The sequence below is a fragment of the Massilia sp. UYP11 genome, from assembly GCF_050434805.1.
Classification (GTDB): domain Bacteria; phylum Pseudomonadota; class Gammaproteobacteria; order Burkholderiales; family Burkholderiaceae_D; genus Telluria.
Genome location: NZ_JBNDJE010000001.1, coordinates 521,997 through 537,064 on the forward strand (window position 1 = coordinate 521,997; position 15,068 = coordinate 537,064).

Here is a 15,068-nt window from a genome sequence, read left to right on the forward strand (position 1 = left end):
CCTGTTCAATCGTACAGCGAAGGTTCACCCGGCGGCCGGGTCTTGAAACGCTTATGCGTCCAGAAATACTGCTCCGGCGCCTCGCGCACGCGCTCCTCGATGAAGGCGTTCATGCGGCGGGTCGCTTCGACCATGTCGTCGCCAGGGTAATTGTCCCACGCCGGGTAGAAGCGCACGCGCCAGCCCTGGTAGTTCGGCAGATAGGTCGCGATCACCGGAATCACCTTGGCGCCGGTGGTCGCGGCGATGCGTCCCAGCGCGGTCAGGGTCGCCGCCTGCACGCCGAAGAAGGGCACGAATTCGGCATCCTTCTCGCCGAAATCCATGTCCGGCAGCATGAAATAGGGCAGGCCGTCGCGCAGCGCGCGCAGGATCGGCTTGATGCCTTCCTTGCGCGTCACCAGGCGCACCGGACCGTAGCGTTCGCGGCCGTGGCGCAGCAGGCGGTCGAAGGCCTCGTTCTTTTGCGGCACGTACATGCTGCACACCGGGATCACACGCGAGGCGACGCCGGCCACGTCCAGGCACACGAAGTGCGGGCACAGCAGGATCGTGGGACCGGCTTCCATCTCGGCCTGCGGCACCGCCGGTTCGACCTGGATCAGGCTGCGCACCCGCTCCTCGGGCGCCCACCACAGGATCGAGCGCTCGACGATGCTGCGCGCGTAGGCGCGAAAGTGCTGGTGCGCGATGCGGCGCCGCTCCCGCTCGTCCAGCTCGGGCATGGTCAGGCGCAGATTGGTCAGCGCGATGTGGCGGCGCCGGCCCATGATGAGGAACATCAGGCTGCCGATCGATTCGCCGATGCGGCCGAGGATGGGCAGCGGCAGGAAATGCAGCAGCCACAGGATTGCCAGCAACACCCTCATGCCGCGGCCTCGCTTTCGGGACCAGCCACGCCGTCCGGCTGCTTGTAGCGGTTGTAGCTCCAGAAATACTGGCTGGGCGCACGCGCGATCAGCTGTTCCATGGCGCGGTTGATCGCCGCCGCCTGGTCGGCGGCGCTGCCGCTCAGGTCGCCGTCGAATGGCACGAAGCGCACGATGTAGCCGGCGCCGCCCGGGCGCCGCTCGGCGTACACCAGCAGGATGTCGGCCTTGCCCAGCTGGGCCAGCTTGGCCGGCAGGGTCATCGTATACGCGTTGCGGCCGAAGAAGGGCGCCCACACGCCTTCGCCTTCTTGCGGAACCTGGTCGGGCAGCAAGCCGATCGGCTGGCCGCTCTTGAGGGTCTTGGCCAGGATGCGCACGCCGGACAGGTTGGCCGGCGCCAGGTGCAGGTTGTGGCGCGCGCGCGCGCCTTCGACCAGCGGCCGCAGCGCGTCCTTGCGCGGCGGACGATACATGACCGTCAACGCCGTCTTGAGCGCGATCTGCTGCGCCGTCATTTCGAAGCAGCCCAGGTGCGGCGTCAGGAACACGATGCCGCGGCCTGCGTCGAGTTTTTCCTGGACCAGTTCCCAGTTTTCCACCGTGGCATGCCTGGCAACCCGTTCCGGTTTGGCGCACCACACGAAGGCGAGTTCGATCGCGGCCTTGCCGGCCTCGGACACGGCCTGTTTCCAGTGCGCGTCATAGCCGGCCTGGGCCAGGTTGGCGCGCAGGCGGCGCTTGTACGACGGCGACAGCCAGTACACGAGCCAGCCCAGCGCGGCGCCCAGGGCGTGCAGCAGTGGCAATGGAAAAATAGATAAGATACGGAAAATGACTACTAGCATGTCGATTGATGGGTGTCGGATCTCGTCCGTATTTGTACGTGCGTTTCCACACCAAAATTCCAAGGAAGCGTAAAATACCACTTTATGCTGGATCCGCCGAGTTAACAGACAACTTGCGAAGCGGAATATAAATGTCGCTAAAGCGTCGCAGGCAACAGTTTGCTGCGGCAATTCATGTGAACAGTAACTGGAGCCTACATGTCGAACGACTACCTCTTTACTTCCGAATCCGTCTCCGAAGGCCACCCGGACAAGGTCGCTGACCAGATTTCCGACGCCATCCTCGACGCCATCCTCGAGCAAGACCCGACCGCGCGCGTCGCCGCCGAAACCCTGTGCAACACCGGCCTGGTGGTGCTGGCCGGCGAGATCACCACGCACGCCAACGTCGACTACATCTCGGTGGCGCGCAACACCATCAAGCGCATCGGCTACGACAATACCGATTTCGGCATCGATTACAAGGGTTGCGCCGTCATGGTCTGCTACGACAAGCAGTCGCCGGACATCGCCCAGGGCGTGGACGAAGGCGCCGGCATCGATCTCGACCAGGGCGCGGGCGACCAGGGCCTGATGTTCGGCTATGCCTGCGACGAAACGCCGGAGCTGATGCCGGCCGCCATCTATTATGCGCACCGCCTGGTCGAGCGCCAGTCGCAGCTGCGCAAGGATGGCCGCCTGCCATGGCTGCGTCCGGACGCCAAGTCGCAAGTCACCCTGCGCTACGTCGACGGCCGTCCGGTCGCGGTCGACACCGTCGTGCTGTCGACCCAGCACCATCCCGACGTTACCCATTCGCAGATCGAAGAAGCCGTCATCGAAGAGATCATCAAGCCGACCCTGCCGCGCGAGTGGCTGGACAAGACCCGCTTCCTGGTCAACCCGACCGGCCGCTTCGTCATCGGCGGTCCGCAGGGCGATTGCGGCCTGACCGGCCGCAAGATCATCGTCGACACCTACGGCGGCGCAGCCCCACACGGCGGCGGTGCGTTCTCCGGCAAAGACCCGTCCAAGGTCGACCGCTCGGCCGCCTACGCCGCGCGCTATGTCGCCAAGAACATCGTCGCCGCCGGCCTGGCGCGCCAGTGCCAGGTGCAGGTCAGCTACGCCATCGGCGTGGCGCGTCCGATCAACATTACCGTGTATACCGAAGGCACCGGCGTGATCCCGGACGAGAAAATCGCCGCCCTGGTCAACGAACACTTCGACCTGCGCCCGAAAGGCATCGTCCAGATGCTCGACCTGCTGCGCCCGATCTATTGCAAGACCGCGGCTTACGGCCACTTCGGTCGCGAAGAGCCGGAGTTCACCTGGGAACGCACCGACAAGGCGGCCGAGCTGCGCGCCGCTGCCGGCCTGGCGTAATTCGCTCGCGCCGTGGTGGGCCCGGCGAACGCTCGGGCTGCGCGGCGAACTTGGGTCCCCACCTTCGTGGGGACGACGTGCTTGCGTGCGTGTCCGAATTCGACCTGCGATATTCACGCAATCGCCATCAACGTCGTCCCCGCGGAGGCGGGGACCCAAGTCATTCGCACGCCGGCGAAGTATCCATGGCCGTTCAAGCGTGCTAAACTACCCCGTTCCGAGGAGCGTTGCGACAAGAGCTTGTTCCCGCGTAGGCGGGAAACACGTTATTGCCAGGCTCGGATATTCAGCAACCGCGCTCACGTTACTTTTTTCTAAACATTGAAAGGAGGGCGTGATGAGCGCCGTACTCAAAAATTCCCAAGACTACATCGTCGCCGACATCTCCCTGGCTGCCTGGGGCGAGAAGGAAATCCGCATCGCCGAAACCGAGATGCCGGGCCTGATGGCGATCCGCGAAGAATACGCCGCCACCCAGCCGCTGAAGGGCGCGCGCATCGCCGGTTCGCTGCACATGACCATCCAGACCGCGGTCCTGATCCGCACCCTGGAAGCCCTGGGCGCGCAAGTGCGCTGGGCGTCGTGCAATATCTACTCGACGCAGGACCACGCCGCCGCAGCCATCGCCTCGGTCGGCACGCCGGTGTTCGCCATCAAGGGCGAGACCCTGGACGAGTACTGGGAATACACCCACCGCATCTTCGAATGGCCAGGTGACGCATCTGGCCAGACCCACGCCAACATGATCCTGGACGACGGCGGCGATGCAACCCTGCTGCTGCACCTGGGCGTGCGCGCCGAGAAGGATATCTCGGTGCTGGACAAGCCGGGTTCGGAAGAAGAAATCTGCCTGTTCAACGCGATCAAGGGCCGCCTGGCGCGCGATCCGTCGTGGTACTCGAAGCGCCTGCCTGAAATCAAGGGCGTGACCGAGGAAACCACCACCGGCGTGCACCGCCTGTACCAGATGCATCAGGAGGGCAAGCTGGCCTTCCCGGCGATCAACGTCAACGACTCGGTCACCAAGTCGAAGTTCGACAACCTGTATGGCTGCCGCGAATCGCTGGTCGACGGCATCAAGCGCGCCACCGACGTGATGGTCGCGGGCAAGATCGCCGTCATCGCCGGCTACGGCGACGTCGGTAAAGGTTCGGCCCAGGCCATGCGTGCACTGTCGGCGCAGGTGTGGGTCACCGAAATCGATCCGATCTGCGCACTGCAGGCGGCGATGGAAGGCTACCGCGTCGTGACCATGGACTACGCCGCCGAACACGGCGACATCTTCGTCACCTGCACCGGCAACTACCATGTCATCACCGAGCAGCACATGCTCAAGATGAAGGACCAGGCGATCGTCTGCAATATCGGCCACTTCGACAACGAAATCGAAGTCGCCGCGCTCAAGAAGTATGAGTGGGACAACATCAAGCCGCAGGTCGACCACGTGATCTTCCCTAATGGCAAGCGCATCATCCTGCTGGCCGAAGGCCGCCTGGTGAACCTGGGTTGCGGCACCGGCCACCCGTCGTACGTGATGAGCTCGTCGTTCGCGAACCAGACCATCGCCCAGATCGAGCTGTTCATGAACACCGCGCAGTATCCGGTGGGCGTGTACACGCTGCCGAAGAAGCTGGACGAAAAAGTCGCGCGCCTGCAGCTCAGGAAACTCAACGCCCAGCTGACCACCTTGACCGCCGAACAGGCTGCCTACATCTCGGTGAGCCAGGAAGGCCCGTACAAGCCGGAACACTACCGTTATTGATCGGTAGCGGGTTGTAGTCATGCGAAACGTCCTTCGGGACGTTTCGCCGGGACGTTTCGCTTATCTAATCATCGTGCGCCGCATTCCCGTATTCCCCTGGTGCGTGCGGCGTACGCGTACCACGAAAGTCTGTACCGATGCGCTTGCTGATTACCTGGCTGATCAACGCCGCGGCCCTGATGGCCCTGCCTTACCTGATGCATTCCGTCGAAGTCTCCAGCATCGGCGCCGCCCTGATCGCGGCGCTGGTGCTCGGACTGGTCAATACCCTGATCCGTCCGGTGCTGGTGCTGCTGACCCTGCCGGTCACCCTGATTTCGATGGGCCTGTTTATCCTGGTCATCAACGCCTTGCTGTTCTGGCTCGTGTCGAACGTGGTCGGCGGGTTCCAGGTGGCGGGTTTCTGGTCGGCCTTCCTGGCAGCCATCCTGTACAGCATCATTTCGTGGACGCTTTCTACCTTGCTTCTTTCCGACAAAGATGGAAACTCCTGATTTCAGTATCGAGTTCTTCCCGCCCAAGACGCCGGAAGGCGCCGAAAAACTGCGCATCGCGCGTGAAAAGCTGGCCGGCCTCAATCCGAAGTATTTTTCGGTGACTTTCGGCGCCGGCGGCAGCACCCAGCAGGGCACGCTGGCGACGGTGCGCGAGATCCAGGCCGCCGGCCATGAGGCCGCGCCGCACCTGTCCTGCATCGGCGCCACGCGCGACTCGATCCGCGAGGTCCTCAAGCAGTACCAGGACAGCGGCATCCGGCGCGTGGTGGCCCTGCGCGGCGACCTGCCGAGCGGCTACGGCGGCGCCGGCGAGCTGCGCTATGCCAGCGAACTGGTGGAATTCATCCGCCAGGAAACCGGCGACTGGTTCCACATCGAGGTCGCGGCCTATCCCGAGATGCACCCGCAGGCACGTTCGCCGCAGGACGACCTGCAGGCTTTCGCGCGCAAGGTGCAGGCCGGAGCGAATGCCGCCATCACCCAGTATTTCTACAATGCCGATGCCTACTTCCAGTTCGTCGACAATGCGCGCAAGCTGGGTGTGGATGTGCCGATCGTGGCCGGCATCATGCCGATCACGAACTACATGCAGCTGATGCGTTTCTCGGACATGTGCGGCGCCGAGATCCCGCGCTGGGTGCGCCTCAAGCTGGCCAGCTTCGGCGACGACAGCGCCTCGATCAAGGCCTTCGGGCTGGACGTCGTGACCGGGTTGTGCGAACGCCTGCTGGCGGGCGGCGCGCCGGGGCTGCATTTCTACAGCATGAACCAGGCGGCGCCGACCACGGCGATCTGGCAGCGGTTGCGGGGTTGATCCGCGGCTGCGCATTACCGGTTGAACGCGTCGGCGGCAAAGCCGCCAACCCTACGTGAAGCGCAAGGTTTACCGTAGGGTTGGCGGGTTCTCCCGCCGACGCGTTCACATCACCTTCGCTCTGCCGCGCCGTTGTATTCCTCGGTAATCACGCTATCCAACGGCACATCGTGCGCGTCGCCATCGAACGCCACCAACTGGCACGCATACGCGATTCCCACCGTCGCCGGCCTTGGCGCCGGCGCCAGTGTCCGGTCATAGAAACCCCCGCCATATCCCACCCGATATCCCCGCGCATTGAAGCCCAGGCAGGGCACCAGCAATGCCGGCGGGCGCGCGATCATGCGCAATGCGCTCGGAACCGCCACGCCCAGCCGGTCCGTCACCGTCGGCTCACCAGGTATCCACTCGGTAAATCCCAACGGCGCATCGCGTTCGATTACTACCGGCAATGCCAGCCGTACGCCTGCTTGAGCTAATTGCGCGTACGCTGGACGCAAATCCGGTTCGCCGGCCAGCGGCCAGTACACGGCCAGCGTGTCGTGGGGATGCGCCTGCCACCAGGCAAGCACCTGCGCGCCGATGCGATCGTCCCAGGCGTGTTTGGTCGCCGGATCGATTGCGCGCCGCAGTGCCTTGAGGGTGTTGCGCAGCAGTGCCTTGTCCTGTTGTTGGGCAACATTACTGGCTGCCGTGTCTGGTAGTGCCGCGATGGCGCGTGGTATTCTTTGATCGCCGGTCATGGTTTCAATGCAGCGTAATGTGAGAGTTGTGGATGTTTCAATCGAAATTGTCAGCCAGCTTGTGGCCGGCCGCTATTGCCCTTGTTCTGTCCTGCGCACTGCCCGCAGGCGTGATGGCCCAGGAAGACCCCGATGCCCCCGCGCCCGACGTGGCGCTGCCGCCGATACCGGCCGGTGCGCCGTCGGTTCCCGGCGCCGGCACGGTGGGCGTTCCCGCCGCCGGGCCGGCCTTGGTGGCCGACAGCCGCGCCGATGACGACAACTTCATGCTGCTGCGCGAAGCGGCGCGCCAGAACGACGGCGCGCGCGTCAATGCGCTCGCCTCGCGCCTGCCGTCGAATTACTCGCTGGCATCTTACGTCGACTATTATCGTCTGAAACCGCGCCTCTCCGATGCAATCCAGGATGAGGTGCTGCAGGTGCTGCGCCGTCACGACGGCACCGCTGTTGCCGAGCAATTGCGCACCGAATGGCTGATGGAGCTGGGCAAGCGGCGCGAATGGAATACCTTCGAGCGCGAAGCCGGCGCGCTGGCCGGTGCCGGCAGCCTGCAAGTGCGCTGCTACGCCCTGCTGGCGCGCGCCGAACGCGGCGAGCGGGTGGCCGACGAAGCGCGCGCGCTGCTGAAAACGCCGGCCGGCTATGGCGACGCCTGCGCCGCCCTGATCGCGCAACTGGCCGGCAACGGCCAGTTCACCCAGGCCGATCTGCTGTGGCAGCTGCGCATTGCCGGCCTGGACAATACCACCGGACCCGCGCGCCGCGTCGCCGTGCTGCTGGGCCTGCCCGAAACGCGCGCCGTCCAGGCGGTCGACATGCCGGCGGTGGCGCTGGCGCGCGGCATCGGCACGACCCGCGCCGAGCGCGAGCTCTACCTGGTGGCGCTCGGCCGCATGGCGCGCACCACGCTCAAGCTCGCCGTCGCGAGCCTGGAAAAGAACGCGCCACAATTGTCCAGTGAAGAGCGCGCCATCGGCTGGGCCAGCGTGGCGCTGGCGGCCTCGATCGCGCTGGCGCCCGAGGCGCATGGCTACTGGGACCGCGCCAGGGGCGCCACGCTCACCGAATTCCAGATGCAGTGGAAGACCCGCATGGCGCTGCGCCGCGGCGACTGGAAGGAAGTACGCACCACCATCGAGGCGATGCCGCCGAACCTGCGCGCCGACTCCACCTGGATCTACTGGCTGGGCCGGGCCCTGCAGGCCGAAGGCCGCACGCAAGAGGCGCGCGCCTTGTGGCAGGGCATCGCCGCCCAGACCACCTTCTATACCCAACTGGCCCACGAGGAGCTGGGCAGGCAGGTGGTCGCGCCGCCGCCGGTGGCGCCGATCACGGCGCCGGAACTGTCCCAGGCGACCAATAATCCGAGCCTGCAGCGTGCATTGAAATTCTACCGTTTGAGCCTGCGCGCGGAAGGCAACCGCGAATGGAACTGGGGCTTGCGCGGGCTGTCTGAACGTCAGCTGCTGGCTGCCGCCGAGCTGGCGCGCCGCAACGAGCACCTCGACCGCATGGTCGAAACCTCGCTGCGCACACGCACCGAACTGAGCTACGACCAGCGCTTCCCGGCGCCCCATCTCGAGGTCCTCAAGCCTACCGCCCAGGGCCTGAGCCTGGATAAAGCCTGGGTGTATGGCCTCATCCGGCAAGAGTCGCGCTTCATCCGCGACGCCCGTTCCGGCGTCGGCGCCTCGGGCCTGATGCAGGTGATGCCCGCCACCGGCAAGTGGGTGGCGGCCAAGATCGGCTTGAACAACTTCGTGCACACCATGCTCACCGACCTGCATACGAATATCACGCTCGGCGCCAACTACATGAATATGGTGCTCGAGAACTTCGAAGGCTCGCAGGTGCTGGCCACGGCCGCCTACAACGCCGGCCCGGGCCGCTCCCGCACCTGGCGCGGCCGCCTCGACGCGCCGATGGAAGGCGCGATCTTCGTCGAGTCCATCCCGTTTACCGAAACGCGCGGCTATGTGCGCAACGTCATGGCCAACGCCACCAACTATGCCTCGATCTTCGAGGGCAAGCCGCAATCGCTGAAGGCGCGCCTGGGCACGGTCAGCCCGCGCCAGAGCGGCGGCTCGGTGCTGGACTGAGCATGACGATGGAGACGAGCGCGCGGCCACTGAACGTGGTGCTGATCGGCGGCACCGGCTTCATCGGCCAGCACCTGGCCGCGCGGCTGTCCGACGACGGCGTGGGCGTGCTGGTCCCGGCGCGCCATTATGAAAGCGCGAAGCAGCTGACCCTGCTGCCGGGGGTCGACGTCGAAGTGGCCAATATCCACGACGACGCCGTGTTGCGCAAACTGCTGGCCGGGCGCGACGCCGTGATCAACCTGGTCGGCGTGCTGCACGGCGGCCACGGCCAGCCCTATGGCGAGCGCTTTCGCCACCTGCACGTGGAGCTGCCGCGCCGCATCGCCGCCGCCTGCGCCGACGTGGGCGTGCCGCGCTACCTGCACATGAGCGCGCTCGGCGCCAGCGCTGCCAGTCCCTCGATGTATGGCCGTTCCAAGGCCGACGGCGAACTGGCCGCGCGCAGCCAGCCGACGGTGGCGGCCACGGTCTTTCGTCCCTCGGTGGTATTCGGTCCCGGCGACCATTTCCTCACCATGTTCGCGCGCCTGCAGCGCCACCTGCCGCTGGTGCCGCTGGCGGCCAGCCGCGCGCGCTTCCAGCCGGTGTACGTGGGCGACGTCGGCGCCGCCTTTTCCATCGCCCTGGCCCGGCGCGATTTGCGTGACGCCACGATCGAGCTCGGCGGCCCGGCCGTGTACATCCTGGCCGACCTGGTGCGGCTGGCCGGCCGCTTCGCCGGCCGCGAGCGCCCGGTGGTGGGCTTGCCCGACTGGGTGGCGCGCCTGCAGGCGCGGCTGTTCGAGCTGTTGCCGGGCGATCCCATCCTCAGCCGCGACAACCTCGATTCGATGCTGGTCGACAATGTCGTGGCCGACGACACCCATGCCTTGACAGCCGAGTCGCTGGGGATCAAGCTCACGGCGATCGAAGCGGTCGCGCCGCACTACCTCAACCGGCACGACCGCCTCGACGCGTATCGCGCCCATGCCAGGCGCTGAGGGGCTCCGTTCCGGGCGCCGTTCCGGGCGCCGTTCCGGTGTGCGGGACGCCAGCGTCCTGGCATATCGACGAGCGGCCGGCTCATGCACAACGACCAACCACAACGACCCACCATGCAGACCATTGAACGCGACCCCATCCTCGCGCGCACGCTCGACCAGACGCGCAACCCCGGCCTGACCTTAATCATCGGCAACAAAAACGTGTCCTCATGGTCGATGCGACCCTGGGTCGCGGCGGTCGCCTTCGGCATTCCATTCACTGAAGTCAAGGTCTTGCTCGACCAGCCCGACACCGCCAACCAGATCGCGCGCTACTCGCACGCGGGCCGGGTGCCGGTCTTGATGGCGGGCGACATGACGGTCTGGGACAGCCTGGCCATCGTCGAATACCTGGCCGAGCAGTTCCCGGACAAGGCCATGTGGCCGCACGACGTGGCCGCGCGCGCGCTGGCGCGCTCGGTCGTGGCCGAGATGCATTCCGGCTTCGGCGAGCTGCGTAACAGCATGTCGATGAACATCCAGGCGCGCCTGCCCGGCCGCGGACGCACGCCCGGCGCCCAGGCCGACATCGGCCGCATCTGCGAGATCTGGGAAGACTGCCTGTCGCGCTTCGGCCACCACCAGTACCTGTTCGGGGAGTTCTCGATCGCCGACGCCTTCTATGCGCCGGTGGTGTGCCGCTTCAAGACCTATGGCGTGACGCTGGCGCCGGCATTGCAGGCCTATTGCGACCGCGTGCTGGCCCACCCCGCGGTGGCGCGCTGGGTCGCCGAGGCCATGGCCGAGACCGACCCGACCCCGCTGCACGACGTGGATCTGCCGGGCGCATGACGATGCGCAGCTACGTCGTCGGCGGGGCCGTGCGCGACGCCCTGCTGGGCCTGCCGGTGAAAGACCACGACCACGTGGTGGTCGGCGCCACCCCCGAGCAGATGATCAAGGCCGGGTTTCGGGCCGTCGGCAAGGACTTCCCGGTGTTCCTGCATCCCGAGACGCAGGAGGAATACGCGCTGGCGCGCACCGAGCGCAAGACCGCGCCGGGCTACCACGGCTTCGTGTTCCACGCCGCCCCCGACGTCACCCTGGAGCAGGACCTGGTGCGGCGCGACCTGACCATCAACGCCATGGCGCGGGCCGAGGACGGCAGCATCGTCGACCCGCACAACGGCCGGCAAGACCTGCAGGCGCGCCTGTTCCGCCACGTGTCCGACGCCTTCGCCGAAGACCCGGTGCGGATCCTGCGCATCGCCCGCTTCGCCGCGCGCCTGCCCGACTTCACGGTGGCCCAGGACACCAATGTCCTGATGCGCCGCATGGTCGACGAGGGAGAAGTCGACGCCCTGGTGCCCGAGCGCGTCTGGCAGGAGCTGGCGCGCGGCCTGATGGAGCGCCGGCCGTCGCGCATGCTCGAGGTGCTGCGCGACTGCGGCGCGCTGGCGCGCATCCTGCCGGAGCTGGACGCGCGGTGGAGCGAGCCGGTGCTGCGCACGATCGACCACGCCGCCGCGCTCGGCCACCCGCTGGAAGTGCGCTTCGCCGTGCTGATGCGCGGCCTGGCCGCCGTCCCGCCGATCGAGGCCGTGAGCAAGCGCCTCAAGGTGCCCAACGAGTGCCGCGACCTGGCCGTGATGACGGCGCGCGAGTTCGATCTGCTTGGCCGCGCCCTGGCGCTGCCCGCCGACGCCATCGTCACGTTGTTCGAGCGCTGCGACGCCTTTCGTAAGCCGGAGCGCTTCGCCCGGATGCTGCTGGCGGCCGCCTGCGGGGAAGGCGAGCGGCCCGAGGGGCCGACCCTGCTGCGCGCCCTGGATGCGGCGCGCGCCGTGGATGCGGGCGCGGTCGCCGCGCGCCATGCCGAGCAGAAGAGCGAGATCCCGGGCGCCGTCCACCGGGCACGGGTCGAGGCCGTCGCCGAGGTGTTGCACCAAACCAACTAATCAGCCGTGTATTTACGCTGTTGGTTACATGTCGTTACACGGTGCGTGCTGTGCGGCCCATCGTTTTGCTATCCTTCAGTAACTGAAAATTGTTGCTTTGGAGAAAAACGATGTTCACCTTGCTAGCACGGCGTGCTGCGAGCTGGTGCCGGCGCCGTCGCGTGCTGCTGGCGAGCCTGGCGGTCATCTTCATGAGTGCGGTGCTGGTGTTTCTCTATGTCCGCACCGATGCGGTGGACCCGGAAATCCGCAACAGTGTCATGCTCGACCTGCGCGAGCTCGAAAAGCTCGACGCCGAATGGGATGCCAGCATCCTGCGCGCGCATACCGGACGCGCCGTCACCCCGCTCGACCTCACTGCGCAACTGCCGCGCATGCGCGAGCTGATGGCGCGCCTGGGCGGGACCGTGCCGCTCACCGGCGATAGGGCCGCCCAGTCCGCCTATGCCGCGTTGCAGGAGGCGCTGCAGGGCAAGGAACAACTGGTCGCCCAGTTCGCCAAGCACAATCCGCCGCTGCGGGCGGCGCTGCTGCACATGCCGCCGGCCGTGGCCGACCTCAAGACCGAGATTTCGGGCATCGAAGGCGCGCTGGCGCCGGGCCGCATCGTGGTGCGGCTCGACACCACCCTGAACGCTCTGCTGACCGACACCCTGCGCTACAACATCGCGCCGAACCCGGCGCTGGCGGCGCGCATCGATGAAATCCTGGGCAACGTGGCGGCCCAGCAGATCGCGTTCTCGCCGGCCGTGAACGACAAGATGGATGCGGTGATCGCCAGTGGCCGCGTGATCCTGGAAAAACGCCCGCTGGAAAACATGCTCGAGGCGCAGATCGCCGCAGTCGGCAGCGACGCCGCGCTCGATCGCCTGGAGCGCGAATTCGACCGTTCCTTCAATGCCGTGCTGCTGGAGCGCCAGCGCTTTCGCGGCTACCTGTTCGCCTACAGCGCCGTGCTGATGGTGCTGCTGGTGTACGCCGGCGCGCGGCTGCGCCGCAGCTACCGCATTATCGGCGTCGTCAACCGCCGCCTGCAGTCGGCCAACGAGACGCTCGAACAGCGCGTGGCCGAGCGTACCGCCGAACTCGAAGCGCAATCGCGCCAGCTCGAGCGCCTGGCCCAGCATGACAGCCTGACCGGCCTGATCAACTATCGCCAGCTGACCCGCCTGCTGGAGCGGGCGCTGGCGCGCGCCGACCGCCGCGACAGCGTGGTGGTGCTGATGTTCATCGACCTCGACGGTTTCAAGGCGGTCAACGATACCTGGGGCCATGCGGCCGGCGACCTGGTGCTGCAGATGGTCGCGCGCCGGGTGCAGGCCAGGCTGCGCGCCGAGGATGCGCTGGCGCGCCTGGGCGGCGACGAATTCGTGATCCTGCTCGAAGACGTGGCCTCGGAGGCCGGCGCACTGCGGGTGGCGCGCCTGGCGTTGGCCGAGATCGAATCGATCACCGAGGCCGACGGCCACGCGGTGACGATCTCGGCCAGCATCGGCATCGCCAGCGCGCGCGGCCAGGCGGGCGCCGCGCGCGGGCAGGAAGCCTTGCTGGCCGACGCCGACAAGGCCATGTACGCGGCCAAGCAGGCCGGGAAGGGGCGTTTCGTGGTCTGCCCGCAATCGCAATGGCTGGAGCAGGACCATCCGTCGGGACAGGCGCCGGACCGAGCACGCGACAATAGGGCAAACCCCGCGGCAGCCAGCCGGACCGATCGCGCCGCCAATGCCGACCCGATCGGCTAGAATCCATATGTTGCAGTCGTAAAGGTATCGAGATGCTGGACAACCCGTTACGCCGCTGGATCCAGGGCCTGAGAGGCAAGAAGGGCCAGCCGCCCGTGCTGGTCAAGGAACTGGGCGAACGCGACCGCCGTCGCGTGCTGCGCCACCTGCTGTCGCTGGACCGGGACGATCGCCTGCTGCGCTTCGGCAGCATGATCCCGGACGAACAGATCGCGGCCTACGTCGACAAGATCGATTTCTCGCGCGACATCGTGTTCGGCGTGGTCAACAATGTATTCCAACTGGTTGGGATGGGCCACCTGGCGTTCGCCTCGGCCGACGGGCGCAGGTCGACGACCAAGGACCAGGTGGCCGAATTCGGCGTCTCGGTGTCGAAGTCGGCGCGCGGCCAGGGCGTGGGCACGCGCCTGTTCCAGCGCGCGGCGATCTACTGCCGCAACTCCGACGTCGACACGCTCTACATGCAATGCCTGACCTCGAACCAGACCATGATGCACATCGCCAAGAAGGCCGGCATGCGCATCAAGCGCGAGTACGGCGAGGCCGACGCCCACCTCGAGCTGCCGCCGCCCAGCCCGGGCAGCGTGATGGCCGAGGCGCTGGAAGAGCAGTTCGCGTCGATCGACTACACGGTCAAGGCCAACACCCGCGCGGCGGTGAAATTTTTCACGCCGAAGAAATAGAAGGAAACCCGGGTCTCCGCCGACGCGGGGAGTCATTTCTGCCAGTGACAGAAATGACGAGGTCACACCAACGGCATCGCCGTCGTTTCCTTGATACGCTGCAGCGCGAAGCTCGACTTCACGTCCAGCACCGCCGGGTGCTTGAGCAGGGTGCCCATCATGAAGCGCGAGAAATGGTCCATGTCTTCGACGTGCACGCGCAGCAGGAAATCCATGTCGCCGGTCATCGCGTAGCAGGCCACGACCTCGGGCCAGGTGCCCACCGACACCGCGAAATCGTTGCGCGGCGACGTCGCCGGCAAGCCCGGCTGGCGGGTGGCGCTGGCTACTTCGCTGTGCTTTTCCAGCCGCACATTTACGTAAGCCAATAGCCCAAGCCCGATCTTGTCCGGGTCGAGCAGCGCCACGTACTGGCGAATGACGCCCGCTTCTTCCAGGCGTTTGATGCGGCGCAGGCAGGGCGAAGGCGAGAGGTTTACCCTTTCGGCCACGTCCTGGTTCGACAGCCGTCCATCGCTTTGCAAGATTTCCAGAATCTTGCGGTCTGTTTTATCCAGCTCAATCTTCGACATATCCACCCCAATGCAGACTTTTGTATGGCAATTTTATTGCGCAATTCAAGAAGACGGGGGAATTGTTTGGAATTTAATGCTTGGGGGGCAGGACTATACTGGCTCGCATACGGTCAGCGAGATGCAGGAAATGCGCCGCGACGTATCCGCC

General features: G+C 66.2%; 14 protein-coding genes and 1 riboswitch. Of the genes, 10 read left to right on the forward strand and 4 right to left on the reverse strand.

Annotated elements, in window-relative coordinates; all coding sequences use genetic code 11:
- Positions 1-5 precede the first annotated feature (5 nt).
- Positions 6-869, reverse strand: a complete 864-nt coding sequence (locus tag ABIB38_RS02325) for a lipid A biosynthesis acyltransferase (protein WP_429201421.1) — start codon at positions 867-869, stop codon at positions 6-8.
- The gene (locus tag ABIB38_RS02330) at positions 866-1,717 is read right to left on the reverse strand and encodes a lysophospholipid acyltransferase family protein (RefSeq protein WP_429201423.1); all 852 of its coding nucleotides are present in this window, start codon (positions 1,715-1,717) and stop codon (positions 866-868) included. The genes ABIB38_RS02325 and ABIB38_RS02330 overlap by 4 nt, the downstream gene beginning before the upstream one ends.
- 198 nt (positions 1,718-1,915) lie before the next feature.
- Between ABIB38_RS02330 and metK the strand changes: the two genes are divergently transcribed.
- The 4 genes from metK to metF all read left to right on the forward strand — a co-directional run bounded on the left by metK (position 1,916) and on the right by metF (position 6,155).
- Positions 1,916-3,082, forward strand: a complete 1,167-nt coding sequence (gene metK / locus ABIB38_RS02335) for a methionine adenosyltransferase (RefSeq protein WP_429201425.1) — start codon at positions 1,916-1,918, stop codon at positions 3,080-3,082.
- 213 nt (positions 3,083-3,295) lie between these two features.
- Positions 3,296-3,390, forward strand: a riboswitch (S-adenosyl-L-homocysteine riboswitch).
- 29 nt (positions 3,391-3,419) lie between these two features.
- The gene (gene ahcY / locus ABIB38_RS02340; protein WP_429201427.1) at positions 3,420-4,844 is read left to right on the forward strand and encodes an adenosylhomocysteinase; all 1,425 of its coding nucleotides are present in this window, start codon (positions 3,420-3,422) and stop codon (positions 4,842-4,844) included.
- A 137-nt stretch (positions 4,845-4,981) separates the two neighbouring features.
- Complete coding sequence (locus ABIB38_RS02345; protein ID WP_429201429.1) at positions 4,982-5,338, forward strand: phage holin family protein; 357 nt, start codon at positions 4,982-4,984, stop codon at positions 5,336-5,338.
- Positions 5,325-6,155 (forward strand): methylenetetrahydrofolate reductase [NAD(P)H], encoded by an 831-nt coding sequence (gene metF, locus ABIB38_RS02350; RefSeq protein WP_429201430.1) that lies wholly within the window; start codon positions 5,325-5,327, stop codon positions 6,153-6,155. The genes ABIB38_RS02345 and metF overlap by 14 nt, the downstream gene beginning before the upstream one ends.
- 110 nt (positions 6,156-6,265) lie before the next feature.
- On the opposite strand, the gene ABIB38_RS02355 is transcribed toward metF, so the two are convergent.
- Positions 6,266-6,898: a 5-formyltetrahydrofolate cyclo-ligase gene (locus ABIB38_RS02355; protein WP_429201432.1), complete on the reverse strand. Its 633-nt coding sequence runs from the start codon at positions 6,896-6,898 to the stop codon at positions 6,266-6,268.
- Positions 6,899-7,011: 113 nt separating this feature from the next.
- Between ABIB38_RS02355 and ABIB38_RS02360 the strand changes: the two genes are divergently transcribed.
- The 6 genes from ABIB38_RS02360 (at position 7,012) to ABIB38_RS02385 (ending at position 14,345) form a co-directional block, all read left to right on the forward strand.
- Positions 7,012-8,997: a transglycosylase SLT domain-containing protein gene (locus tag ABIB38_RS02360; RefSeq protein WP_429201434.1), complete on the forward strand. Its 1,986-nt coding sequence runs from the start codon at positions 7,012-7,014 to the stop codon at positions 8,995-8,997.
- 2 nt (positions 8,998-8,999) lie between these two features.
- Positions 9,000-9,980, forward strand: a complete 981-nt coding sequence (locus tag ABIB38_RS02365) for a complex I NDUFA9 subunit family protein (RefSeq protein ID WP_429201436.1) — start codon at positions 9,000-9,002, stop codon at positions 9,978-9,980.
- A 114-nt stretch (positions 9,981-10,094) separates the two neighbouring features.
- Positions 10,095-10,814, forward strand: coding sequence for a glutathione S-transferase family protein (locus tag ABIB38_RS02370; protein WP_429201438.1), 720 nt, complete (start codon positions 10,095-10,097; stop codon positions 10,812-10,814).
- 2 nt (positions 10,815-10,816) lie between these two features.
- Positions 10,817-11,920 (forward strand): multifunctional CCA addition/repair protein, encoded by a 1,104-nt coding sequence (locus tag ABIB38_RS02375; protein ID WP_429201791.1) that lies wholly within the window; start codon positions 10,817-10,819, stop codon positions 11,918-11,920.
- Positions 11,921-12,030: 110 nt separating this feature from the next.
- On the forward strand, positions 12,031-13,662 hold the full coding sequence (locus ABIB38_RS02380) for a diguanylate cyclase (RefSeq protein ID WP_429201440.1): 1,632 nt from the start codon (positions 12,031-12,033) through the stop codon (positions 13,660-13,662).
- 32 nt (positions 13,663-13,694) lie between these two features.
- On the forward strand, positions 13,695-14,345 hold the full coding sequence (locus ABIB38_RS02385; protein WP_429201442.1) for a GNAT family N-acetyltransferase: 651 nt from the start codon (positions 13,695-13,697) through the stop codon (positions 14,343-14,345).
- A 62-nt stretch (positions 14,346-14,407) separates the two neighbouring features.
- On the opposite strand, the gene ABIB38_RS02390 is transcribed toward ABIB38_RS02385, so the two are convergent.
- Positions 14,408-14,917: an Lrp/AsnC family transcriptional regulator gene (locus ABIB38_RS02390; RefSeq protein WP_071360791.1), complete on the reverse strand. Its 510-nt coding sequence runs from the start codon at positions 14,915-14,917 to the stop codon at positions 14,408-14,410.
- Between the last annotated feature and the right edge of the window lie 151 nt (positions 14,918-15,068).